The 26495-nt window shown below is 43.6% G+C and carries 23 protein-coding genes; 21 read left to right on the top strand and 2 right to left on the bottom strand.

What is annotated here, in order from left to right; all coding sequences use genetic code 11:
- The first annotated feature begins 1 nt into the window (after nt 1).
- Both ABU615_RS00180 and ABU615_RS00175 read left to right on the top strand, forming a co-directional pair.
- Nucleotides 2-748, top strand: a complete 747-nt coding sequence (locus tag ABU615_RS00180) for a phosphate/phosphite/phosphonate ABC transporter substrate-binding protein (protein WP_267390128.1) — start codon at nt 2-4, stop codon at nt 746-748.
- Nucleotides 749-1262: 514 nt separating this feature from the next.
- On the top strand, nt 1263-2660 hold the full coding sequence (locus tag ABU615_RS00175) for a DHA2 family efflux MFS transporter permease subunit (protein WP_100139994.1): 1398 nt from the start codon (nt 1263-1265) through the stop codon (nt 2658-2660).
- 77 nt (nt 2661-2737) lie between these two features.
- Here the strand turns inward: ABU615_RS00175 and ABU615_RS00170 are convergent, their stop codons facing one another.
- Nucleotides 2738-4132, bottom strand: coding sequence for a nucleobase:cation symporter-2 family protein (locus tag ABU615_RS00170; RefSeq protein WP_267390125.1), 1395 nt, complete (start codon nt 4130-4132; stop codon nt 2738-2740).
- Between the two features lie 223 nt (nt 4133-4355).
- Here ABU615_RS00170 and dapA point away from each other — a divergent pair, with 223 nt between their 5' ends.
- From dapA to ABU615_RS00115, 11 genes are all read left to right on the top strand, one after another.
- Entirely contained in the window at nt 4356-5231 is an 876-nt protein-coding gene (dapA, locus tag ABU615_RS00165; protein WP_267390124.1) for a 4-hydroxy-tetrahydrodipicolinate synthase, read from the top strand.
- Nucleotides 5232-5277: 46 nt separating this feature from the next.
- Nucleotides 5278-6426 carry an outer membrane protein assembly factor BamC gene (gene bamC / locus ABU615_RS00160; RefSeq protein ID WP_267403640.1) on the top strand — a complete coding sequence of 383 codons (1149 nt, stop codon included), beginning with the start codon at nt 5278-5280 and terminating at the stop codon, nt 6424-6426.
- Nucleotides 6427-8126: 1700 nt separating this feature from the next.
- Nucleotides 8127-8366: an NGO_0222 family membrane protein gene (locus tag ABU615_RS00155; RefSeq protein ID WP_323811376.1), complete on the top strand. Its 240-nt coding sequence runs from the start codon at nt 8127-8129 to the stop codon at nt 8364-8366.
- Nucleotides 8359-8970 carry an RdgB/HAM1 family non-canonical purine NTP pyrophosphatase gene (gene rdgB, locus ABU615_RS00150; RefSeq protein ID WP_370388962.1) on the top strand — a complete coding sequence of 204 codons (612 nt, stop codon included), beginning with the start codon at nt 8359-8361 and terminating at the stop codon, nt 8968-8970. The genes ABU615_RS00155 and rdgB overlap by 8 nt, the downstream gene beginning before the upstream one ends.
- Nucleotides 8963-10162 (top strand): radical SAM family heme chaperone HemW, encoded by a 1200-nt coding sequence (hemW, locus tag ABU615_RS00145; protein WP_267403646.1) that lies wholly within the window; start codon nt 8963-8965, stop codon nt 10160-10162. Before rdgB ends, hemW begins: the two co-directional genes overlap by 8 nt.
- 38 nt (nt 10163-10200) lie before the next feature.
- Nucleotides 10201-10587: a RidA family protein gene (locus tag ABU615_RS00140; protein ID WP_267403648.1), complete on the top strand. Its 387-nt coding sequence runs from the start codon at nt 10201-10203 to the stop codon at nt 10585-10587.
- Between the two features lie 67 nt (nt 10588-10654).
- Nucleotides 10655-11473, top strand: coding sequence for a symmetrical bis(5'-nucleosyl)-tetraphosphatase (locus ABU615_RS00135; RefSeq protein WP_267403650.1), 819 nt, complete (start codon nt 10655-10657; stop codon nt 11471-11473).
- 256 nt (nt 11474-11729) lie between these two features.
- Complete coding sequence (locus ABU615_RS00130; RefSeq protein WP_100139983.1) at nt 11730-12287, top strand: hypothetical protein; 558 nt, start codon at nt 11730-11732, stop codon at nt 12285-12287.
- A gap of 227 nt (nt 12288-12514) precedes the next feature.
- Entirely contained in the window at nt 12515-13048 is a 534-nt protein-coding gene (hslV, locus tag ABU615_RS00125; RefSeq protein ID WP_100139982.1) for an ATP-dependent protease subunit HslV, read from the top strand.
- Nucleotides 13049-13106: 58 nt separating this feature from the next.
- Complete coding sequence (gene hslU, locus ABU615_RS00120; RefSeq protein ID WP_267403657.1) at nt 13107-14444, top strand: ATP-dependent protease ATPase subunit HslU; 1338 nt, start codon at nt 13107-13109, stop codon at nt 14442-14444.
- A gap of 83 nt (nt 14445-14527) precedes the next feature.
- A complete protein-coding gene (locus ABU615_RS00115) occupies nt 14528-15118 on the top strand; it encodes a biotin transporter BioY (RefSeq protein ID WP_100152409.1) in 591 nt (196 codons plus the stop codon).
- Nucleotides 15119-15202: 84 nt separating this feature from the next.
- On the opposite strand, the gene ABU615_RS00110 is transcribed toward ABU615_RS00115, so the two are convergent.
- On the bottom strand, nt 15203-15541 hold the full coding sequence (locus tag ABU615_RS00110) for a P-II family nitrogen regulator (protein ID WP_100139980.1): 339 nt from the start codon (nt 15539-15541) through the stop codon (nt 15203-15205).
- Nucleotides 15542-15706: 165 nt separating this feature from the next.
- On the opposite strand from ABU615_RS00110, the gene purL reads away from it, so the two are divergent.
- The 8 genes from purL to ABU615_RS00070 all read left to right on the top strand — a co-directional run bounded on the left by purL (nt 15707) and on the right by ABU615_RS00070 (nt 26433).
- On the top strand, nt 15707-19642 hold the full coding sequence (gene purL / locus ABU615_RS00105) for a phosphoribosylformylglycinamidine synthase (RefSeq protein ID WP_370388961.1): 3936 nt from the start codon (nt 15707-15709) through the stop codon (nt 19640-19642).
- A 19-nt stretch (nt 19643-19661) separates the two neighbouring features.
- Entirely contained in the window at nt 19662-20168 is a 507-nt protein-coding gene (gene luxS, locus ABU615_RS00100) for an S-ribosylhomocysteine lyase (RefSeq protein ID WP_267403665.1), read from the top strand.
- 385 nt (nt 20169-20553) lie between these two features.
- Complete coding sequence (gene nrdA, locus ABU615_RS00095; RefSeq protein WP_267403667.1) at nt 20554-22833, top strand: class 1a ribonucleoside-diphosphate reductase subunit alpha; 2280 nt, start codon at nt 20554-20556, stop codon at nt 22831-22833.
- Nucleotides 22834-22920: 87 nt separating this feature from the next.
- Complete coding sequence (nrdB, locus tag ABU615_RS00090) at nt 22921-24054, top strand: class Ia ribonucleoside-diphosphate reductase subunit beta (protein ID WP_100152721.1); 1134 nt, start codon at nt 22921-22923, stop codon at nt 24052-24054.
- 61 nt (nt 24055-24115) lie between these two features.
- Nucleotides 24116-24433 (top strand): class I ribonucleotide reductase maintenance protein YfaE, encoded by a 318-nt coding sequence (gene yfaE / locus ABU615_RS00085; protein WP_367433820.1) that lies wholly within the window; start codon nt 24116-24118, stop codon nt 24431-24433.
- 72 nt (nt 24434-24505) lie between these two features.
- On the top strand, nt 24506-25234 hold the full coding sequence (locus ABU615_RS00080; RefSeq protein WP_100139975.1) for a pyridoxine 5'-phosphate synthase: 729 nt from the start codon (nt 24506-24508) through the stop codon (nt 25232-25234).
- Nucleotides 25235-25258: 24 nt separating this feature from the next.
- The gene (acpS, locus tag ABU615_RS00075) at nt 25259-25645 is read left to right on the top strand and encodes a holo-ACP synthase (RefSeq protein ID WP_100156850.1); all 387 of its coding nucleotides are present in this window, start codon (nt 25259-25261) and stop codon (nt 25643-25645) included.
- A complete protein-coding gene (locus ABU615_RS00070) occupies nt 25642-26433 on the top strand; it encodes an NUDIX domain-containing protein (RefSeq protein ID WP_367488823.1) in 792 nt (263 codons plus the stop codon). The genes acpS and ABU615_RS00070 overlap by 4 nt, the downstream gene beginning before the upstream one ends.
- Nucleotides 26434-26495: the final 62 nt, after the last annotated feature.

The following is a 26495-nucleotide window of genomic DNA, read 5'->3' as shown; positions in this document are numbered from 1 at the left end:
TATGCTAAGTTTAATGGTTGTACCTGATTATTTGCCTGACCAATTCAGTACCTGGTATCTGCTCAATAACTACCTTCAAAAGAAAAGCGATCAAAATATATCACTGATCATGCCTCCTTCGTTTGATGAAGTCACAGCTCATCAGGAAAAAGAAAAAGTATCTATGCTTTTTGTTAACCCTTTTGCTGCTGGTACTTATGTACGTGAACAAGGTTATTTACCGCTCGTTAGACCTAAAAATAAATCAGACGAAATTGTCATCGTTGCAGCCGCTGATTCAGACATCAATGCAATTGAAGATCTGAAAGGAACTGTAGAATTAGCACTTTCAAATAATGAAGATGCTAATTTCATTGGGTTACGCCTGCTAGAACCAGCTAATCTGAGTGATGATGAACTAGTTATTAAACGCAAAGATAATTTCCTGATGGTTGCCTCAGGTGTAATTCGGCATCATGCAAAAGTAGGAATTATCCAATCTGATGTATATGATAGCTTCAACTCAGTCACCAAAGATCAGCTGAAAGTATTATTGAAGAGTCGTATTAACGAAGTTTCACACGTTATGCTGTATCATCCTGATGCAGTTTCCAACGCTGAACTTCTGAAAGATGTGCTATGTAAAATGGCCGATGACGCCGATGGCGCCAATATTGTAAAAGCATTAAACTTCCCTGAAGGCTTTACTGCATTATCAGAAGAAGAAATGGAATTCATGATCGACGTTGTAGACACCATGCGCAAGTAATCAAGCTTGGATTAAACCGTATAGGATACCACCTATACGGTTTAATTTTTGGCTGCCGAATTTCTCTAATCAGAAAAGATAAGAATAAAGTTATTGACTTCTTTATCTTTCAAATATACTGAATAGAAATATATTTTTTCACCAATTTATCAAGTGTAATAATTCCCTTACCTTATAATTTCATAAATATAGTTAGGTGAAATTTAAAATTAACACTTTCACCTTTTTCTAATAATACAATCAACACATATATTTTTTGAAAAAAATCTGAAATAAATAAAATTATTTTCTATTAATAATTTGAACATTTAAATATAGATATAAAACCATCAATTGAGAATAATCAACATCAATATCTGAGCTCAACAATATTTGACACCAGTACAGCTTTTACCAGCCATAATTCATAGCAACATACTGGCATACCCAACTAATAATGTATCAATGCTGTTTAATGGAACATAACATGATTCTGTTATAATGGATTAAATCATAATCGTTATCAACAGCTTCAATGGCTACCATTAGCACAACAAAACCTTCACGCTATTTGCCTATATTACTAGCAATAGCTATTTTCATGCAGCAGCTGGATGCCACCATCCTGAATACTGCTCTGCCTTCCATGGCTGCGGATTTAGGACAATCGCCTTTGAATATGCAATCGGCAATTATTGCCTATGCACTGACGCTGGCCATCATGATGCCGTTGTCAGGTTTTTTATCGGACAAATTAGGTACCCGCAAGCTCTTCATGGGATCAATGGTCATATTTATTATCGGTTCAGTTCTCTGTGCAGCCAGCAACAATTTACCCCTGCTGGTATTAGCTAGGATTATTCAGGGATTGGGTGGTGCCATGCTTACTCCTGTAGCACGATTAACCATGATGCAAGCCTATGACCGCTCTAAACTGATTACCGTTATGAATTATGCCATTATGCCAGCACTTATCGGCCCAGTATTAGGACCGATTATTGGTGGTTATCTGGTCGTCTATATGAGCTGGCACTGGATTTTTTTATTAAACGTACCAATTGGTCTGCTGGGATTACTGGTCACATGGTACATCATGCCCGATTTCAACCGGCCGGCTAATTATTTTGACGGATTAGGTTTCTTTTTATTTTCTGCGTCCGCATTTTGCATGACTCTGACCTTTGAAACCATGTCTCACGCAAATAACATTCTTTTCGGCTGTATGATGGCAGCTGCCGGAATTGGTGCATTATTTGCCTATTTAGCACATGCACGCCAGAACAACCGCGCTTTGTATCCACCTCATCTGATTCTGGTACGCACGTTTCGTCTCGGATTGGCCGGTAACCTTGTCAGCCGTTTGGGTATGAGTGCTTTACCTTTATTATTACCCTTACTGTTTCAGGTTGCATTCAGCTACGATGCGGTCAATTCAGGTTGGCTACTGATGCCGTTGGCACTGGCTGCAATATTTGCCAAACCTTTCCTGAAACCATTAATGAACCATTTCGGCTACCGCAACACATTAGCATGGAACACTCGTATCATCGGCATACTTATAATGTCTCTGGCATTTATCAGTGCTGCTACCCCACAATGGCTTATTTTGCTTCATCTGTGCGTACTCGGTGCTTGTAATTCATTACAGTTTACCGGTATGAATACCATTACACTGGCTGATTTGCGGCCTAATCAAGTAAGCAGTGGTACTAGCCTAATGGCAGTTAATCAGCAGCTTGCCTTAAGTTTTGGTATCGCGATCGGTGCCTTACTTTTACAAAACCTTAGCCGAGCCAGCTTTATTCATCAAAATATCACTAGTGCCTTTCGCGTCACATTCATTATTTTGGGCGTCTTTACCCTGCTTTCCAGCTGGATATTCGCTCGTCTGCATCCTACCGATGGTGATAATCTACTTACCAGAGAAAAATAAATTACTAGTAACGTTTTATTTTTTACATAATAAAAAGACTGCCTTAAAAAGGCAGTCTTCCACTCAGCATAAATAAATTAATGAGGAATATCATCACTCAAATACACTGCTGGTTCACTTTTATCATGGGGCAGTAATATATTCAGTATGATAGCCACAATACCCCCCATACAAATCGGGTTTTGAAACAGAATAGGCAATTGAGCAAATACTTCCGGCTCAAAAGCTACGCCCAACCCCAATCCTAAAGAAGTAGCACAGATAACTGCTTCTCGGCGGCGAATACCAGCTGTGATAATAATACGGATACCTGCTGTAACAATCAGACCAAACATAACCACCATTGCGCCACCAAGAACCGGGCTCGGAATAGTGGTAAAAATTGCGCCAACCCAAGGGAACAAGCCCAATATCACCAAAATCACTGCAATGTATTTACCTACATGGCGAGATGCAACACCGGTCATCTGAATCACACCATTATTCTGAGCAAATGTAGTTAACGGTAATGAACCAAGTGCAGTAGCAATTACAGAAACCAAGCCATCGGCCATGACGCCACCGCGCAAGCGGCTAGTATATGCTGCTCCGTCCACCGGCTGATTGGATATCATTGCAGTAGCAGTTAAATCACCAACAGCTTCAAATACACTCAGAAGATAAATGGTTCCTGCTACCATAAAGGCATGCCAGTCAAAAGCAAAACCGTATTTGAATGGAATTGGAATGGTAATCAGCGGCAGATCATGTAGATTGGAAAAATCAACAATACCCATAAAAATGGCGATTACATAACCAGAAATCAAACCTACCGCAATACCTGCCATACGCCACCATGCATTGCGAAAGCAGTTAAATAACAGTACGGTAAAAAGAACAAAAGTAGAAAGAGCAAGATTGGGCCATGAACCGAATGTATGATTAGCTTTAGCAGTGAGCCCCCCGCCGAAATCAGTAATCCCAACATGAATCAAGCTTAAGCCTATCATCAATACCACTACTCCACTTACCGTAGGAGTGATAATTTTTTTCAGAAACGGCAATAGCCATGATGCTCCGACTACTAAAAAGGCGCCCACAAAAGAGACGCCCAATAAAGTAGAAATCATGGCTTGTTCATTCATCCCGTTTTCCTTCATGCCCAATCCTAGCGCAATCATCACAGTAACAAATGAAAAATTAACCGATTGAATCGATAACAACCCAGAACCGATCACCCCGAAACGGTGCACTTGAATATACGTACCGACACCTGATGCAACCATAGACATCGATACCAAATAGGCAGTCATGTCTGCCGGCAGTTTCAGTGCGCCGCCCACCACTAAAGCCGGAGCCACCATGGGTACGAATAGAGCGAGTAAATGGGTTAATGCACTCAGCAAACCATTAAAAACAGGAGGTTTATCCTCCAGACCATAGACCAGATCAGAGCGTTCTTCTTGTTTAAAAACAGAGGGATTATCGGCCATGTCAACCTTTCTTATTTGCTTTATACTTGCAAAAAACGAATATAAAGCCCCGTATTTTAAGCTAAGCTGATACATTTAATCTACATCAGACAATTGAGTAATAAAATCTTTAACTCAAGCAAACCTCTTTTATCAAAACACATTATGAACGGCCTATTTTCCATCAAGGGATAAAATACGCTACAATCATCACATTTTTAGCTCTCCTGTAAAGGGTAGAATTATGTTGACAGGCAGCCTGGTTGCCATCGTAACGCCTATGCATGCAGATGGTAGTATTGATTACGACCAATACAAACAGCTTATTGACTGGCATATCGAATCCGGTACCGACGCTATTGTCGCTGTAGGAACCACAGGTGAATCAGCAACCCTTAGTGTTGATGAACACCTAAACGTAATTAAAACTGCTGTAGAACACGTAGCCGGACGCATTAAAGTGATTGCCGGTACAGGTGCAAATAATACGCACGAAGCCATTTATCTTGCTCGAGAAGCACAGCAAGCTGGTGCGGATATGACACTGTCAGTAGTGCCTTACTACAACAAACCCAATCAGGAAGGCATATACCGCCATTTCAAGACCATAGCTGAAGCAACTTCTATTCCGATGATTCTATACAATGTGCCTGGACGCACTGTTGCCGATATGCAACCGGATACTGCTTTGCGGCTAGCTCAGATAGAAAATATTGTCGGAATCAAAGAAGCCACTGGCAACATCGGCCGAGCTTGTTATCTGTTTAAACATGTTCCCGAAAACTTTGCAGTTTACTCTGGCGATGATCCTACCGCGATGGCATTCCTACTATGCGGTGGCCATGGTGTTATCAGTGTGACAGCCAATGTAGCTCCGAAAATGTTTGCCGACATGTGTCATGCTGCACTACGCGGTGATATAGCCGGTGCGCGAAGCCTGAATGATAAATTACAGCGTTTGCATGGCGACCTTTTCTGCGAACCCAGTCCGGCACCTACTAAATGGGCACTGTCCCAAATAGGTAAAATCAATCCGGTATGCCGCCTGCCCATTACGGAGCTGACTGAAGCAGGACAGACCATAGTAACAGCTGCCATGCGCGAAGCCGGCTTAATCTGAATATAAGCCTACCCTATCAGAAAAATACACACAGAAAGTGGCCGATATGAATATAAGTAAAACCGTTGTCCTGACCATGCTGGCAGCCAGTCTTGCCGCCTGTGCCAGCAAAAAAGAAAACCTACCTAAACTCGATTATCAGTCAGACAATAAAAAAATTGTTCAGCTGGATGTACCGCCAGATTTGACTGATCCCAATCAAGGTAATCGTTTCAGTGCTCCTGGCAGCTCGCTGATTAATGGTGCCGTCCGTGCCAGCGATCTGAACAAACGCAATAACAAAAACCAGCCCGCAGCCAATACGCAGGTATTGACACAAGTACCGGATATTCATTTTCAACGTGATGGCAGCATCCGCTGGTTAACGGTAGACAATAAACAAGCTGCTGAGTTATGGCCTCTATTAAAAGCTTTTTGGCAGGAACAGGGCTTTACTATAGAGCGTGAAGAACCATCTATCGGCCTAATGCAGACCAACTGGGCTGAAAATCGGGCCAAACTGCCTTCGGATGCCATTCGCGGTATATTTGAAAAAGTTGGCTTGGGTGGCGTTTACTCCAGTGGTGAACGTGATATGTTTACCATCCGGCTGGAAAGAAACAATAAGGGTGGTACTGATGTATTCTTCAGTCAGAAAGGCATGAAAGAAGTCTATACCAGCAAAGATGGTGACAGTACCGCATGGCAGCCACGCCCTAATGAACCTGAACTAGAAGCAGCATTTCTGGCACGCTTCATGCAGTATCTAGGTGCAGATGCCAAACAGGTACAGCAACAGGTAGCCGCTCAACAGCAAAATCCGAATGAGAACGCTTTGGCCAGAACCGATGGCAGTAGTGTTTATCTGCTTGGCCCACAGGAACGCAACTGGCGCCGCGTTGCTCTGGCACTGGATCGCGTAGGGCTAAATGTTATTGGCGAAAATCAGAGCCAGTATGCCTATCTTGTGGAAGTGGCCGCTGCCGAAGCTTCATCTGTAACCAACAAAAAACCGGGGCTATTTAGCCGCATGTTTGGTCGCAGCAAAAAAATCGAACTCCAGCAACAGCCCAAAGAGCAGCCGCGTTTGATGGTACTGGCTCAACCATTGAAAGATGGAGGAACACGCGTCAGTCTAGCCAATGTTGACGGTACACCTTATACCGGTAAAGATGGTAAAAAATGGATTCAGCAACTTGATCAGCAGTTGCGATAAAAACCAAAAGCCTGCTACAGCAGGCTTTTTTATCAGCAACCTTTTAACATTGCCCACATTTTTTTATTTATTTTTCAAGAAGCTAAACTCTAAATACAAACCTAATATAAAAATCAAGATCGTTAATTACATTATTGGCTTGGTATAGCTCATCTTTCTTTAGAAACTTCAAATATGCGTTAAACACTACCGTGAAACAATACTGTAAGATACTTTTGACAACTCTTTTATAATCAAATCGTGACTATAAATTATTTTGATAAATAAAACAGTATCAACACAATAATCTTAAGTTTTTAAGAACCATTACCTAGGAAAATGCTTCATCAGATACAATAGCTGGCAATTAAGCTACACTTGCTTTCATCTTATAAAATTCTTGAATCGACTGATATGAAAAAAATGATAATCAGTTATAGTTTTCTATCTTTACTGATAATTGCTGCATTTATTATGGGTACCATCTTTTTTGCAGACATCCGTTACCCCTTATGGTACAGCTTGTGTTGTTTTGCAGTAGGTATTACAGGATTGGTTATTATTGCACCCTTTACAATTAAACTGATTAAAGTTAGCCAGAAACCTCTTCTTACATCACAAAAAAATGACTAGAATTCAATCTTTAGAAAAAATAAAATACAAAATGATTTCAAGATCACATGGGGCAAGATACACTTAAATAACAATTTTTAAAATTTTTTATACTTATTTTAAATACAATGATTAAAATAATTATTCCCCTGAGCATTAACTTTATTCTGTTTATGGTGTCCTTTTACGCTGGCTTTTCTCTTTTTCAAAAAGAGCAACAGCTAACAACATATAGTACTGTATGCTTTTTCATCAGTAGTATTAAATGGCATGACATTTGTCAGAATTGCATACAGTTAACGCTTTAACATCTTTCAGCATTAAAACGTGAAACTGATTTAACGCAAAATCATCTAATGCCTTAGTAATAAAGAATTTGTTGCTATACAGTTGTTTTTAAACCTGAGTAAATGACAAAATTTAAATTTTATTAATTATTCTATTGTCATGTATATTCATGTTTAATGAAGCTTTTATATTGGGTACTATCCTTTTTGCAGATATCCGTTATCCCTTATGGTATAGCCTGTGCTGCTTTGCAATAGTTATTACAGGTTTGATTATTATTGCACCCTTTACAATTAAACTGATTAATATTAGCCAGAAATCTCTTCTTAACATCACAAAAAACTGACTAGAATTCAATCTTTAGAAAAAATAAAATACATATGGAATTTTAAGATTAAATAAGGTAAACTTCAATGAAATAACATTTTTTTATTCTTTTATACATTTTATTTAAAAACCATGTTCAGAATAATAATTCTCCTTAGCATTAGCTTTATTGTATTTATAGTGTCGAGTTTCACTGGCTATTTTCTTTTTCAAAAAGAGCAACAGCTTACAACATACAGCACTGTATGCTTTATCATCAGTATATTTTGTTTAATTATAGATATTCCATTAAGCTTGAAATTATCCAAACTAGGACAAAGCAAAAACCTTAATACCTAAAGTATTAAATGGCATCACATTTATTAGATTTGTATTTAGTTAACGATTTAACATTTTTTTGAATCAAAACGTGAAACTGATTCAACGTAAAATCATTAAATTTTAAGTAATAAAACATATTTGTCGCTATACTGTTTGTTTTTGAGCCTGCGTAAATGACAAAATTCAAACTTTTATTACTTATTCTAGCATCATGTACATTCATGTTTATTGGCTGGATAATATTGGGCTGCTATTATTGGGTACAAAATCAGCGCAATATTGCGCTGATTTGCTGTTTACTCGCATTTGTTAGCGCATTAGGTCAGTTTGCAGCGTTGGCATTCACATTACGTGAACGTGCTGCCCAGCAAATATATCGGACTTTATCTTCTAAAGATATTAAACATGAATAAAATTGTTCTTGCCAGTAATAATCAGGGTAAATTAACTGAGTTCAAGCGTCTGCTACAATCATTAAATATTGAAATAGTGCCACAAGCTGAATTCAATATTCCAGAATGTCCAGAACCATATATTACTTTTGTTGAAAATGCTTTAGCAAAAGCCCGCCATGCCAGCCGCTATAGCGGCTTACCGGCATTGGCAGATGATTCAGGTATCTGTGCCAATGCACTAAAGGGAGCACCTGGAGTTTATTCCGCCCGCTATGCCGGTACAGAACCCAAATCAGATGCAGCCAACAATGCTAAACTGGATGCCGACTTACAACCATTCAGCGATAAAACTGTATTTTACGTCTGTGTATTGGTGCTTGTACGCCATCCAGATGATCCACAGCCAGTGATTGCTGATGCCATCTGGAGGGGATTATGGCAATCCACGGCCACTGGAAACAATGGTTTTGGCTATGACCCGCATTTTTATCTTCCCGAACAGCACTTCACAGCAGCACAAATGAGTCAAGACGAAAAAAATCGTGTCAGCCATCGTGCGCAGGCGCTAAATATTTTACTCACTAAATTAAAGCAACAATCCGGTTTAAATCTGCATGTCTGAGTTTTCTCTACCATTGCACAATAACCAGACAGCCACGCCCAATTTGACAAATTTACCTCCTTTATCCCTGTATATCCATGTACCTTGGTGTGTGCGTAAGTGTCCGTACTGTGATTTCAATTCGCATCAGTTGAAACAAGAGCTTGATGAACGGGCTTATATTTCAGCTTTACTTACCGATCTTGAGGCCGAGCTTCCCTATTTCTGGGGTAGGACGGTACATACTGTCTTTATCGGTGGCGGCACGCCCAGTCTTCTATCTGCTGCGTCATTGGAACAATTGTTGAGTGGTATACGTGCCCGCATTAATCTGCAGCCCGCTGCTGAAATAACACTGGAAGCTAATCCAGGTACCTTTGAACGCCAACGCTTTGCCGGGTATGCTGCAGCCGGTATTAACCGTCTGTCGATTGGTGTACAAAGTTTTGCTGACGATAAGCTAGCCACATTGGGACGTATTCATAGTCGCGATGATGCATTAAGAGCTATAGAAGTCGGATTATCCCTGTTTCCCAAAGTAAATGTAGATCTGATGTATGCATTACCCGGACAAACTCTTATGCAGGCACAGGAAGATATTCAAGCAGCTCTTGCCACTGGTGTACAGCATATCAGTGCCTATCAGTTAACTCTTGAGCCTAACACTCCTTTTGCCCATACCCCGCCGCCACAATTACCGGACGAAGACCACCTTGCCGATATAGAAGAAGTCGTGCATTCAGCTTTAAAGCAAGCCGGATTTATTCATTATGAGACTTCGGCCTTTGCCCGTTCGCATCAGCAATGTCAGCATAATCTGAACTACTGGCAGTTTGGTGACTATATCGGCATCGGAGCCGGAGCACATGGTAAAATATCCAGCGCTCAGTCAATCGTGCGCACCACCCGCAGCCGCCATCCCAAAGACTATATACAAAGCATGCAGCGGCAACCACAACGCGCCATTAGCCGCCAGTCAGTTGCTGCCGGGGATTTGCCATTTGAATTCATGCTTAATGTTTTACGTTTAACAGATGGTGTGCCTACTGCATGGTTCAATGAGCGTACCGGACTTCCGCTGTCGGTAATCCGGCAAGCTGTCAGTGAAGCTGTTAAACGCGGTTTACTAGATGCCAACCCATTTTTTCTGCGCCCTACAACACTCGGACGCAGTTTTCTCAATGACTTGTTGGCTTTATTTCTGAAAGCCTGATTTTTTTGATAACCCTTTTAATACGAAGGAGTAGCATTGTGAGCAAAACCATTATTCATACTGATAAGGCACCCGCTGCTATCGGCGCATATTCGCAGGCTGTCCGTGCAGGGGATACAGTATATCTGTCTGGACAGATACCCTTGGTAGCAGAGACCATGCAAGTTGTTGCAGGCGGCTTTGCTGAGCAGGCTCATCAAGTATTCAAAAACCTACAGGCTGTAGCACAGGCAGCCGGTGGTAATCTGAATGACCTGGTGAAAGTAAACGCCTATCTCACTGATTTAAGCAATTTTGCCACCTTCAACGAAATTATGGCGCAATACTTTACTGCACCCTATCCAGCTCGTGCCGCGGTAGAAGTATCTGCGTTACCTAAAGGCGTACTGGTAGAAGCTGAAGCTATACTAGTATTAGAAAAATAACAGTCAGACTCGTTCAGCACAGGCAAGTATTGAGACTGCCTGTAGCTGAACGAACTGGAGAGTAAATATGGCGCAATATGTGATTGGCGATATACAAGGCTGTCTGACTGAATTTCAACAGCTTCTAAATAAACTAAATTTTAATCCCGGTACCGACACTATCTGGCTCACTGGTGACTTAGTCAATCGCGGCCCCCAGTCTCTGGCCACATTGCGTCTGGTCAAACAGCATGATGGCTGTATGCAGACTATTCTCGGCAATCATGATTTGCATTTACTCGCATTGCATTACGGTCATGGCAAACTCAAGCGTGGCGACACCATCAGTGATATTCTCAATGCCCCAGACAGAACAAATTTAATTGACTGGCTACGCCAGCAACCTCTTTACCGTGAGGAAGAAGATTATGTGCTGGTGCATGCTGGTATTTGGCCGGAATGGAACTGCAAACAGGCACAACGGCTAGCGGTAGAAGTGGAAACCGTATTACAAAACAATCCGCAAGAGTTTTTTGCCCGTATGTATGGCAATAAACCTGTACGCTGGAACAACAACCTCAATGGCGATGAACGGCTGCGTTTTATTACTAACAGCTTCACACGTATGCGTGCACTTACCGTTGATGGCGCCATGGATTTTGATTACAAAGGTATGCTTGGTGATATGCCATCTCAGTTAATGCCATGGTTCAAAGCACCTGCGAGACAAAACACAGACAGAACTATTTTATTTGGCCATTGGTCAGCATTAGGACTGTACCATCAAGACAATGTTGTTTGTGTCGATACCGGAGCACTATGGGGCGGAAGTCTCACAGCTTACAACCTTAAAAACGGAAGCGTGGTACAGACACCAAGTCAAACAAAGTTAAATTTTGAAAATTAAATGCCGGTAAAATAATAATTAAAATATTACCTTTATCAAAGTGATAAATAGTTTATGTTCTTAAAACATTGAGTTGTGCAGAGTTTTTTAATCATGTACTATTAACTCAGTAACGATAACGTTTATTTGGTCATTTTTAATACTAACCTACATTAGCTAAAAAAGACTAAGATACATCTATTGCTTCTTTACCTAAGCCAAGTATCATGGCTTATGTTATCTAATAATTTATTCATAAATACTTGAAGGAGTTGTCATGAAAAAAGTTCTAGTTCCTGCTGTGTTGTTAATGCTTGCACTGACTGGTTGTGCTTCCAAATCTCATCACAAAGCCCCCGCTGCACAATCAACTGCAACTGCCGCTGCTACTACTGCCAATGTACAGATTGACGGACGTAAAGAAGTTTCTTACCTATGCGGTACTGGCAACGCTAAAAACAACTTACGTGTAATGTATGGTCTACAAGGCCAAAACGTTGTGGCTGCACAGGTAAACTATCAGGGTAAACTTTCTCCAGTGATGATGCGTGATGCGCGTGACGTAAATTACAATACATTCGTTTCTCCTGAAGGTATCACTTGGAAAACAGCAATTGCTACTAGCGATACTGTAGATAAAGTAGGCGCTTTAGGCTTATTACAGCCTAGCAAACAGGTTGTTAATGGTCAGGAAAGAATTGTTCCGCAAATCGTTACTCAAAACTGTGTAGTTGATAATGGTACCGTTGCTGTTGCTGCAGCTCCTGCAAAAACAAAAACTGTTAGAACTACTAAAACTGTAACTACCAAAAAAGTATACAAACACAAAAAATAAGTAGCCATGTTTAAAAAACGGCAGCCACAGAGGTTGCCGTTTTTTTTACTGATGCAATTCAGGCTTAAACTTATGGCTGTATCCGGCAACTCATACTTAAGACATATTCATTAGGCCTATTTACTCTCATCCTGATGTCTTGAAAGCCTGCATCAGCGCCCTTATTTAAAGGCAGTTATTTTTCCCAACAGTTATGGCGACTGTTGATCAGCAAAGGATCATAAGACATGCAACAATTTGACGGCACCACCATTATTTCCGTTCGGCGCGGCGAAAACGTCGCCATCGGTGGCGATGGTCAAGTGACATTGGGGAACACTATTATTAAAGGTACTGCACGTAAAGTACGGAAACTTTATAACAATCAAGTGCTGGCTGGATTTGCTGGCGGCACTGCCGATGCCTTCACACTTATAGAACTGTTTGAAAGCAAATTACAGAAACATCAGGGCAAGCTGATGCTGGCTGCCATTGAACTGGCCAAAGAATGGCGTACCGACCGCGCTTTACGCCGACTGGAAGCCATGCTGATTGTAGCCGACAAAAAAAATACCTTAGTGATTACTGGTAATGGTGACGTACTTGAACCAGAACAAAGCATTGCTGCGATTGGTTCCGGTGGTGCATTCGCTCAGTCTGCTGCGCGGGCACTGATGGAAAATACGGAACTTGAACCTGAAGTGGTGGTTAAAAAATCACTGGAAATTGCCGGTGATATCTGCATCTACACCAACCAGAGCCATACAATCGAAACTTTATAATTGTCTTGACCGATAGTTTAAATCATTAGTATCGGTTCAGCCCTATGATAGGAACAAGATGAGTACAGTAGTAATGACACCAAACGAAATCGTTCATGAACTGGATAAACACATTATCGGCCAGAATCAGGCCAAGCGCGCAGTAGCGGTCGCATTGAGAAACCGCTACCGCCGCAGCAAAGTTGCCGAACCATTACAAAGTGAAATTGTCCCGAAAAATATTCTCATGATCGGCCCCACCGGCGTAGGTAAAACCGAAATTGCACGCCGTCTTGCCCGTCTGGCCAATGCACCCTTTATCAAGGTAGAAGCTACCAAATTTACTGAAGTTGGCTATGTCGGCCGCGACGTAGACAGCATCATTCGCGATTTGATTGAAATAGCCTTAAAAAACATCCGCAGCCAGACCATTGCAAAAAACCGCGACCGAGCTCAGGATGCCGCAGAAAACCGCGTTTTAGATGCGCTACTACCTCCTCCACGCACAGTTGGCTTTGCAGGAGAACCACAGGAGGCTCAACCGGAAAATCATACACGGCAAAAATTCCGGCAGATGTTACGTAAAGGAGAATTGGATGATAAAGAAATTGAAGTTGAAATTGCCGCCACTCCTTCACCAGCCATGTCGGTAATGGGTCCTCCAGGAATGGAAGATTTTACCAACCAGCTGCAAGACATGTTTAGCAACATGGGTCAGGGTAAAACCAAAGCGCAGAAAATGAAAGTCAGCGCAGCGATGAAGATATTGCTGGATGAAGAAGCTGCCAAACTCATCAGCGAGGATGAATTACGTGAACAAGCCATCAAAGCAGTAGAGCAGAACGGTATTGTCTTTCTGGATGAAATTGACAAAATTGCTACAGACAGCAACCGCCATGGTGGCGACGTATCACGTCAGGGCGTTCAGCGCGACTTACTCCCACTTGTGGAAGGTACAACCGTTCAAACCAAATATGGCATGATTAAAACCGATCATGTGCTGTTTATTGCTTCTGGTGCATTTCATCTCAGTCGTCCCAGCGACCTGATACCAGAATTACAAGGCCGCTTTCCCATTCGCGTGGAACTGAAAAATTTAAGTGTGGACGACTTTAAAGCCATCCTGACCAGCACAAATGCCAATCTGACTGAACAATATACAGCTTTACTGGCAACAGACGATGTGAAATTACAATTTACCGAAGATGGTATTGCTCGGATTGCAGAAATTGCTTTTCAAGTGAATGAAAAAACCGAAAATATTGGCGCACGCCGCTTGCACACGGTTATGGAAAAGCTACTCGAAGAAGTATCCTTTGAAGCGCCTGCAGGAGACATCGCCATTGATGCAGCTTATGTTAATGCGCGTTTGCAGGATATAGTCGAAGACGAAGATCTGGCTCGATACGTACTATAAACCATCAATAAAGCGGCTGCGGCCGCTTTTTTTATCTGGCTGATTATTTCTTCACCGTATCTCAATTATATCGACGGCGTTTCATGATTACTACACTGACTCAAACCCATCAACCTTATCTTCAGCAACGTTATTTAATAACAGGATGGCAGTACCAGTTACTGGCCACCACCATCGCCGCATTAATGATGGCTTTATCCGCCAATATTAGTATCCCATTGCAGCCAGTGCCATTATCCCTACAATCACTAGCAGTATTACTGACCGGTGCCGGCCTTGGGCGCAAGCTTGGTGTTTTGGCTATACTTGAGTATCTACTACTTGGTGCATGCGGATTGCCATTTTTTGCTGGCGGCCATGGCGGCATTAACGTACTGGTTTCAGCTTCTGCAGGTTACCTATACGGATTTGTTGTCAGTGCCTATCTGGCTGGACTAGCTGCTGAGCGAGGCTATGATCGGCATTTTCTAAGCGGCTTATGTGCATTTGCTCTGGCACATCAAATTATTTTTGTGTTTGGAGTTGTTTATCTGGCATTTTATCTGCATATCGGCATTTATCATGCAGTAGAACTTGGCTATCTACCCTTTGCCGGTTTTGATTTACTTAAATTTTTTATAGCCAGTTTAATCATGTTTGCCTTGTGGCGGCATTCTGGGTCACTGAATCATTAAGTCTCAAACAAAAATAAACCGTCTAAATGCACAGATACTATTAATAGTCTGCGCTTTTAGACGGGTTGTATTTCAAGACTGCGATTAAATAGCTGATTCGTTCTGCTCACCGGTACGTATACGTACCGCTTCTTCTACTGGCAATACAAAAATTTTACCATCACCAATTTTGCCCGAATGTGCGGCAGCTACAATAGTTTCAATAGCCTGCTCTACCCGATCATCTGGCAATACCAGCTCAATTTTTACCTTGGGTAAAAAATCCACTGCATACTCCGCACCACGATATATTTCTGTGTGCCCCTTCTGGCGCCCAAATCCTTTCACCTCAGATACAGTCATGCCACTAAAACCAACGTCAGACAAGGCTTCCCGAACATCGTCCAGTTTAAACGGCTTTACAATTGCTTCAATCTTTTTCATACGTGCACTTCCCTATAACTGTATCCACACAAGTAAAAACTACCATAACCGTATCTGAAACTCAAACCAGCACTGCCTTACAACATAAAATTAAGCAAAACTCTTGTTTTTCGCGTAAAATTGCGCCTCAGCCAAAACCCACTATCAAAGTGAGCTTACCTCATCATGTCAGTTGTACTGTCACTGTGCGGCGAGGCCGCACTTTCACCATTCCGTATCGAAAAACTGTTACAGCAGGCAGCAAAACTGCAACTGAACTGCGAGATTCAGATAAACAGCGAATACCGCTATTTCGTGGCTTCATCCGCCGAAATCACATCCGACAATCAACAGAAATTATTACAACTGTTGCGTGCCAGACCACAGAGCAGCCACAAACTGTCTGGAACTCAGCTACTTATTATTCCTCGATTGGGCACCATTTCTCCCTGGTCCTCCAAAGCCACCGATATTGCCCGCAATTGTGGGCTGAGCATGATTGAACGCATCGAGCGTGGTATTCTGTATTCTTTTTCACGCCAGCTCAGCCAGCAGGAACAGGATAAATGGCAAACAATATTGCATGACCGCATGACTGAAAGTGTGCTTACGTCAGAGAAAGAAGCAATAAAACTTTTTCATACCTCATCAGCACAGAGCTTCAATTATATAGACGTACTAGCTGATGACAAAAGCGCACTGGAAACAGCCAACCGGCAAATGGGCTTGGCTTTGTCCGCAGATGAAATTGATTATTTGGCAGAAAATTATCAGCAGCTACAACGCAATCCCAGCGACGTTGAGCTGATGATGTTTGCACAAGCAAACTCAGAACATTGTCGCCACAAAATTTTTAATGCAGAATTTATTATTGATGGCAAAACCCAGCCGCAATCCTTGTTTGGCCTAATCCGCGCTACTCATCAGGCACACCCCCAAGGTACACTGGTAGCATATAAAGACAATTCATCCATTATTACTGGTGCGAATATTGAACGCTTCTATCCGCAGCCTAATCAACAACAGCAATATCAATATAATGCGGAAGAAACCCACATTTTGATGAAAGTGGAAACCCACAATCATCCGACTGCCATTGCTCCCTTCGCAGGTGCAGCCACTGGTTCGGGCGGAGAAATCCGCGATGAGGGCGCAACCGGAAAGGGAGCTCGTCCTAAAGCGGGGTTAAGCGGTTTCAGCGTATCCAACCTTTCCATCCCCGAATTTACCCAGCCTTGGGAACAATACACAGCCAGCCGTAATCAGTACGGTAAGCCGACACACATCAGCAGTGCCCTCGATATCATGCTTGATGGCCCGATAGGCAGTGCAGCATTTAACAACGAATTTGGTCGCCCCAATTTGCTGGGTTATTTCCGCACCTTTGAAGAATTATTCAGCGGCACTATGCGTGGTTTTCACAAACCAATCATGATTGCCGGCGGTCTTGGAAATATTCAGGCACAACAGGTTTTCAAAGATACCATTCCAGCCGGAGCATTACTTATTCAGCTTGGCGGTCCGGGATTACTAATCGGACTGGGCGGTGGCGCAGCTTCTAGCATGAGCACCGGCGCTAATCACGCCGACCTGGATTTTGATTCCGTACAGCGCGGCAATCCAGAAATGGAACGGCGGGCACAAGAAGTTATTGACCGCTGCTGGCAGATGGGCACCGATAATCCGGTTATATCCATTCACGATGTCGGTGCAGGCGGTCTATCCAATGCCTTTCCCGAATTGGTAAACGATGCCGGTCGCGGTGCCACATTTGAGTTACGCCGCATTCCCTTGGAAGAACATGGCCTGAACCCACTGCAAATCTGGTGTAATGAAGCACAGGAACGCTATGTGCTGGCTATATTGCCTCAAAATTTGGCTACCTTTCAAAACATTTGCCAGCGTGAACGATGTCCGTTCGCTATAGTAGGCACTGCCACTGATGATGGGCAATTAAAGTTACGCGATGATTTATTTGACAATCTGCCGGTAGATATTTCGCTGGATGTATTATTGGGCAAACCACCCCGAATTACCCGTACTGATTGTACCGTTACCGAATTTATCCCAGCTTTTGACGGCAGCAGGCTAGACATACGCGAAAGCCTGTACCGTGTATTACGCCTGCCAACCGTAGCCAGTAAACAATTTTTAATTACCATTGGTGACCGCAGTGTCGGTGGACTGACCCATCGTGACCAGATGGTCGGACGATTCCAGACTCCTGTTGCAGACGTAGCCGTAACAAAAATGGGCTTTAACACGCTGCTGGGCGAGGCCATGAGCATGGGTGAAAAATCACCTCTGGCTTTATTTTCCGGCGCTGCTTCAGGACGCATGGCCATCGGCGAAGCAGTAACCAACATTGCTGCTGCAGACATTGGCACGCTAGATAAAATCAAACTCTCTGCCAACTGGATGGCAGCCTGTGGTTTTGCTGGTGAAGATGCCCGTCTGTATGAAACAGTGGCAGCAGTATCAACACTGTGCCAACAACTAGAGCTGAGTATACCAGTTGGTAAAGATTCTCTCTCTATGCAAACCATCTGGCATGATAACGGTGAGGAAAAAAGAGTGGTGTCACCACTCACAGCAGTGATTACCGCCTTTGCACCAGTAAACAACGTCTGCCACACCGTCACACCGGAGCTACAAAATATACCCGATACTACACTGCTAGCAATTGATTTGGGACAGGGTCACAGCCGTATGGGTGGTAGTGCCTTACAACAAGTATGGAAAAATCTTACTGGTCAGGCTCCCGATGTCAATTCCGCCTCTCTACTGGCTGATTTTTTCCGCATCATTCAGTCATTAATTCAGGAACAGAAAATTCTGGCCTATCATGACCGCAGCGATGGCGGGTTAGTGGTCACACTGGCTGAAATGATGTTTGCAGCGCACATCGGCGTCACCATCGACATTGCCTCGTTAATCCGGCAAATCAACGATCAGAGTCACAACCAGAAACTTCAGGATGCAGCAGTACGCTGCCTGTTCAATGAAGAACTGGGAGCAGTGATTCAAATACACAATACCGATTTAGCCAGTATTCAAGAGACTTTTGCCAAGGCCGGTATGGCTGATGCCCTGCACATACTGGGTCACATCAATACGACTGACCGTTTGATGGTACATCACGGAAATACAGTTCTGCTAAATGAAAACCGTGTAGATTTACAAAAAAGCTGGAGCGAAACCAGCTATCACATGCAGCGCTTACGCGACAATCCGCACTGTGCAGACAGTGAGTTTGCCTTACTCGAACAAGAGCATTTACCCAGATTATTTGCTGAATTGAGCTTTGATCCGGCCGAAGATATTGCTTTGCCATTTATTCAGCGCGGCAAACAGCCCAAAGCAGCCATACTGCGTGAACAAGGCGTCAACGGGCAGTTAGAAATGGCTGCTGCTTTCAGCCGTGCTGGATTTGAGGCTTATGATGTACATATGAGTGATTTGCTTACTGGACGGGTGAGTCTCGATGATTTTCAGCTACTGGCTGCCTGCGGTGGTTTCAGCTATGGCGATGTACTCGGCGCCGGTGAAGGATGGGCAAAAAGCATTCTATTTAATCAGCAACTGCGGCAGAAGTTTGCCGAATTTTTTGCCCGTCAGGACACGCTGACACTGGGTGTATGCAATGGCTGCCAAATGCTGAGCAATTTAGCTGAAATAATCCCAGGTGCACAATTGTGGCCACGTTTTCGCCGCAACATTTCCGAACAGTTTGAAGCTCGCCTGAGTATGGTGACCGTGCCAAAATCAACATCATTGATTTTGTCCGATATGGCCGGCAGCAGCTTACCGGTAGTGGTGAGTCACGGGGAAGGACGAGCAGATTTCAGCCATCTGCCACAGTCTGATTTGCCGTCGGAGCTAGACATTGCTCTGCAATACGTAGACGGTCTCAATCAGGTCACAAATACTTATCCGCTGAACCCTAACGGTTCTCCGGCTGGTATTGCCGGTGTGTGTAGTCAGGATGGGCGAGTAACCATCATGATGCCGCATCCGGAACGGGTCTTCCAGACCGCACAAATGAGCTGGGCACCGCGTAACTGGCCAGAAATGTCTGGCTGGTACCGCCTATTTGCCAGTGCCCGCAAAGTTTTAGGCTAACATCGACAAAGGAAACATCATGCCATTACTGGATAGTTTTACAGTAGACCATACCCGTATGCATGCCCCGGCAGTACGCATAGCCAAAACCATGTCTACTCCTAAAGGGGACGAAATTACCGTATTTGATTTACGCTTCTGTCACCCCAATCAGGACATTCTGCCGGAAAAAGGCATGCACACACTCGAACATCTGTTTGCTGGTTTTATGCGCGATCATCTTAACAGCAAAAATGTGGAAATTATCGATATTTCTCCCATGGGCTGCCGCACCGGCTTTTACATGAGTCTGATTGGCTCACCAGATGAAGCCACAGTAGCCGGTGCATGGGCTGCTGCGATGCAGGATGTGCTATCTGTAGCCAACCAAAACCAGATACCTGAACTGAACCGTTATCAGTGTGGCAGCTATACTATGCACTCATTGGAAGAAGCCAAGGCCATCGCCCAAAAAGTACTCGACAGTCAAATAAGCATTAATTATAACAATGACTTGAAACTAGATGAGTCACTATTGCAACACTAAAAGCGAAACACGATTACGACTGTCTAAAAATAAGTGAAGTGGTACACGGCTTATATTTTAGACAGTTTTCATTTTTATTAGTAAAACTAGCCAGATACAGCATAGATTTAAAAGCTGATAAAAAAAAACTAATACAAATTAAAAATAGATAGCAATTTTTACACTTTAATTCAAAACACGCCAAACTTAGCCAAACCATTTGTCTATCAACAAAATCATTACATCACTTAACCCATTCATTATGAAGAAGCGGATATAGTCGGTTTTGACAAGTCTTTTTTTTAAAGCAAAAAACCAGTATATTGTGTTCAGAATAACAGTTGACCACTACATTTTGTGTTGTCACTGTTTTTTTCTGCTTTACTTGTGCTAGAAAGAATAACTCATGAATGCGGTAGCCAATATAAAAGTAACCAAACGAAATGGCCGTTTGGAAGACATCAATCTGGATAAAATTCATCAAGTTGTTACTTGGGCGGCTGAAGGACTGGATAACGTATCCGTATCTCAGGTAGAAATGCGCTCACACATTCAGTTTTACAACGGCATCCGCACAGACGACATTCACGAAACCATCATTAAGGCTGCGGCTGATCTGATTTCTACCGAAACGCCGGATTATCAGTATCTGGCTGCACGGCTGGCAATATTCCACCTGCGGAAAATCGCTTTTGGCCAGTTTGAACCGCCCCATTTATATGATCATGTCACCAGCCTGACTCAGTCAGGCAAATACGATGAACATATCCTAACTGACTACTCCCGTGCTGAATTCGATGAGCTCAACGATTGTATAGACCACAACCGGGATTTAACTTTTTCCTATGCTGCTGTCAAACAGCTGGAAGGTAAATATCTGGTACAAAATCGCGTCACCAGACAAATTTTTGAAAGCCCGCAGTTTTTATATATGTTGGTGGCTATGTGTCTGTTTGCACGCTACCCGCAGGCCACCAGGCTGGAATATGTTAAAAAATTCTATCACGCTATCAGCACGTTCAAAATTTCCCTACCCACGCCGATTATGTCCGGCGTGCGCACTCCAACCCGCCAATTTTCTTCTTGTGTCCTGATAGAATGTGATGACAGTCTGGACAGCATCAACGCTACCACCAGCGCCATCGTGAAATATGTATCGCAGCGTGCCGGCATCGGCATTAACGCTGGACGCATCCGTGCACTGGGCAGCGAAATTCGGGGCGGCGAAGCTCAACACACTGGCTGTATCCCATTTTACAAAATGTTTCAGGCAGCAGTTAAATCCTGCTCACAAGGAGGCGTACGTGGCGGTGCGGCCACACTATTCTATCCCCTGTGGCATCTAGAAGTAGAAAACCTACTTGTACTTAAAAACAACCGAGGGGTAGAAGAAAACCGCGTTCGCCATCTTGATTATGGCGTGCAGATTAATCGACTGCTGTATTCTCGTTTGATTAAAGGTGAAAACATTACCTTATTCTCTCCCTCAGAAGTACCTGGGCTATATGATGCTTTTTTTGCCGATCAGGATGAGTTTGAACGCCTGTATGCCTTATACGAAAAAGACGATAGCATTCATAGCCGCAGTATTCCGGCTATAGACTTATTTTCATTATTAATGCAGGAACGCGCTGGAACCGGCCGCATTTATATCCAGAATGTTGACCATTGCAACACCCACAGTCCGTTTGACCCTAAGCTAGCACCGGTACGCCAGTCTAATCTATGTCTGGAAATCGCCTTGCCGACCCGTCCGTTGAACGACATAAATGATCCAGACGGAGAAATTGCGCTTTGTACCTTATCCGCTTTCAATTTGGGTGCACTAGAGAATCTCGAAGAGCTGGAAGAGCTGGCCGAACTAGCTACCCGTGCGTTAGATGCTCTGCTGGATTACCAAAACTATCCAATCAAAGCAGCCGAACTGGCCACGATGAACCGGCGTACACTTGGCATCGGCGTTATTAACTTTGCCTACTATCTGGCCAAAAACGGCGTAAAATACAGCGATGGTTCTGCCATCAGTCTTACCCACCGCACCTTTGAAGCCATTCAGTACTATCTACTCAAAGCTTCAGTCAAACTGGCCAAAGAGCTGGGCGCATGTCCTAAATTCAGTGATACAACATACGCTCAAGGCTTACTGCCGATTGATACTTACAAAAAAGATCTGGATAAAATCTGTCAGGAACCACTTCATCTAGACTGGGAAGCACTGCGTGCCGATATTGTCAAACACGGATTGCGCAATTCAACACTCACTGCACTGATGCCATCAGAAACATCCAGTCAAATTGCCAATGCCACCAACGGTATCGAACCTCCGCGCGGACTAGTATCCGTAAAAGCCTCCAAAGACGGCATTCTCAAACAAGTTGTGCCTGAGTTCGAACGTCTGCACGACGAATATGAGCTATTATGGGATATGCCAAATAATGAAGGCTACCTGCATTTAGTAGGTATTATGCAAAAATTCATCGATCAATCTATTTCAGCCAATACCAATTACGACCCGCAGCGGTTTGAAGGGCAGAAAGTACCGATGAAACAATTAATTAAAGATTTACTTACCGCCTATAAATTTGGCCTGAAAACCCTCTATTACCAGAATACCCGCGATGGAGCCGACGACATGCAGACCAGCATTCAAGATGACGGCTGCGCCAGCGGTGCATGTAAAATATGATTCCTGGGTGCTCATGCACCCTTTTATTTCCCATTCCATTCATTAAACTAAATAAAGAGTAACATCATGGCCTGTGAACATCTGTCAATGAACTACAGCACATTCTGTCAGAAACCAAATAACGCCCTGACAGAACCGATGTTCTTCGGTCAGCCAGTAAATGTCGCCCGCTATGATCAGCAAAAATTTGATATTTTTGAAAAACTGATTGAAAAGCAATTATCATTCTTTTGGCGTCCGGAAGAAGTAGACGTATCGCGCGATCGTATCGACTACGCCAACCTACCCGAGCATGAAAAGCACATTTTTATCAGCAATCTGAAATACCAAACATTACTTGATTCCATTCAGGGTCGCAGCCCCAATGTGGCTCTTCTGCCCTTGGTATCCATACCCGAGCTGGAAACATGGATTGAAACATGGTCATTTTCTGAAACCATTCACTCCCGCAGTTATACACACATCATCCGCAATATCGTCAACGATCCATCCATCGTATTTGATGACATTGTACAAAACAAACACATTATTGCCCGTGCTGAAGAAATTGCCTGCTACTACGATGATTTAATCGAATATACTCAATACTACAATTTGCTGGGTATCGGCGAACACCAGATTAACGGTAAAACTGTAGTCATCGACCTGCATGAACTGAAGAAAAAACTCTATTTGTGTCTGATGTGCGTAAACGTACTCGAAGCCATTCGTTTTTATGTATCTTTTGCCTGTTCCTTCGCCTTTGCCGAACGCGAACTGATGGAAGGCAATGCCAAAATTATCAAACTGATTGCCCGTGACGAAGCATTGCATCTTACTGGTACACAGCAGATGCTTAATCTAATGCGTACTGGCGCCGACGACCCTGAAATGGCACAGATAGCTGCCGAAACCGAAGAGGAATGCTTTCAGCTTTTCCGTCGTGCTGCTATGCAGGAAAAAGACTGGGCGGAATATCTGTTTAAAGACGGTTCTATGATTGGCCTGAATAAAGACATACTTGGTCAGTACGTCGAATACATCACCAACCTGCGCATGCAGGCTGTCGGCTTACCACCAGCCTTTGAGCATGCCAAACAAAACCCGATACCTTGGATAAATGCATGGCTTTCTTCCGACAACGTTCAGGTGGCACCACAGGAGGTAGAAGTTAGTTCTTATCTTGTCGGCCAGATTGACGCAGAACTCAGTGAAGACGATTTAAGCGATTTCGAGCTATAAATCCAGACTTTCCAAAATAAACCAAGCGGACAGAACTGACCGGAATACGATAATACCAAACATGGCTTTAATCACCACTAGCGACAAAACCTTCACTCTGCAACAGGACGAAACCCTGCTGGAAGGTCTGGAACGTACCGGGCACGAAGTGGAATATCAGTGTCGCAGTGGTTATTGTGGTTCGTGCCGCCTCAGACTGCTTTCCGGACAAGTAAGCTATCCAGAGCAGCCCTTGGCATTTATTGCACCAGAAGAAATTCTGCCTTGCTGCTGTAAAGCAGAAACCGATTTACATGTAGTCTGCCATCTGCGTAGCGATACACCTGAACACAATCCTGACCTCTTTGAAAATGATTTATTTCCCGCTGGACAAAATTAAAACGTTTTCCTTTACAGCCCTACAAGGCTAAAGTATCGTAACCTATCCATAATCAATTTTAGGTAAAAGCACATGCTACTTGGCGTCAATATCGATCACGTTGCCACCGTGCGCAATGCCCGCGGCAGTATTTACCCGAGTCCGCTAGAAGCAGCACTATTGGCTGAAACGCATGGTGCAGACCTCATTACCATGCACTTACGCGAAGACCGGCGCCATATTCATGATGCCGATGTATTTGCTGTCAGAAATGCCATCAGCACACGTTTAAATTTGGAAATGGCACTCACGCCGGAGATGCTGGACAACGCACTGGCTGTTCAACCTGCTGATGTGTGCATCGTGCCGGAAAAAAGGCAGGAAATTACTACCGAAGGCGGGTTAGATGTATTATCGCAACAGGATAAAGTAGCAGAATATATTCAAAAGCTCACAGCGGCCGGTATTCGTGTTTCCTTATTTGTTGATGCCGACAGCAATCAGATACAGGCCTGCCGCGAAGTAGCTGCACCCGTTATCGAACTGCATACTGGTGCCTATGCTGATGCCGCCCCACAGCAGAGAAGGCAGCAGCTTGCTCGTATTGAAGAAGCAGCCCATCAGGCCAGCGAAATGGGTATCATCGTCAACGCTGGACATGGTCTGAACATTCATAACGTCGCCCCCATAGCGAAAATTCTGGCTATTCAGGAACTGAATATCGGCCACGCATTGATTGCACAGGCCATTTTTATCGGTCTCCCCCAAGCCATCGAACAAATGAAGACCGCCATCTTCCGTGCGCGCAGTATTCCTTATTAATCTTTCAGCAGTAAAAGGGACAAAATGATTTACGGCATAGGTACAGACTTAGTCAAAATCGATCGCATCGCCAAAATGTGCAAAACCTACGGAGCCAATGCCGTGGCTGAAAAAATGCTATCTCGGATAGAAGCTCTGGAATGGCCCTCAGCTAATCAGCCGGTTCAATTTCTCGCAAAGCGCTTTGCCGCCAAAGAAGCATTTGCCAAAGCCGTACATACCGGTTTGCGTAGCCCCGTCACGCTTCGAAACATTGGCATCGGTCACAATGAGCTGGGCCGTCCGGAATTTATAGTAGAAAAACCCTTAGCACAATGGCTCAGCCAAAAAAACATCGGCCGTATCCATCTCAGCCTCACCGATGAAGAAAATTATATTGTGGCATTTGTCGTAGCTGAGTATCTTAAATGAATACCGACAAACTGGTAGAAGTTGTAGCCGGCGTACTATACAACCCACAAGGAGAATTTTTGCTTAGCTCCCGTCCAGCAGGTAAAGCTTATGCCGGCTACTGGGAATTTGCCGGTGGAAAAGTAGAAACAGGTGAAACCTATCTAACCGCCCTACAGCGCGAATTCAAAGAAGAGCTAGGCATTGACGTCATCCAAGCCACCCCATGGCTCACCAAAATTCACAAATATGAACACGCCCATGTTCACCTGCATTTCTATCGTATTGGTGCCAGACAATGGCGGGGACAACTTTGCGCTCGGGAGCAACAAAGCTGGTGCTGGCAGCAACCGGGTAAGCTTACAGTAACACCCATGTTACCGGCTAATGCGCCTATTTTGGCGGCTCTGTCCATTCCTACGAAGATGAGAGGGCAGTTTAATACCGGTTTTCACACTGTCTCTGCCCAAGAGCCGCAGCTCAAAATACTGCCTTATCACTCTGGTATTGCCGCAGCAACCAGCATATATGCACCTGCCAATCAATTACAGTATTTGGCACAACAACACCCTATAGACCATATCTGGGCAATCTGCTCTAGCCGTGAACAGTGGCAGCAGGCACAATCAGCTGCTGCCATTATCTGGCCAATATCCAGTATCGATGATATGAAATTACTGCTTACCCTGTTACAACAAGAGCCCTCAAGTGTGCCTGTCATGGTTTTTCAAAAGAAAACTGGTTTAACAACACCGCAACCCGATTGGATGAATCTAGGTGCACATGGCATCATCCACGAGCAGGAATAAGTAATTAAATACCATTTAAAAATCCGCTACCTATTTATTCTCATTTACCAATTCTAAACTGA

The organism is Snodgrassella alvi (assembly GCF_040741455.2).
Lineage (GTDB): Bacteria > Pseudomonadota > Gammaproteobacteria > Burkholderiales > Neisseriaceae > Snodgrassella > Snodgrassella alvi_E.
This window is presented reverse-complemented; position numbering and strand designations above follow the sequence as displayed.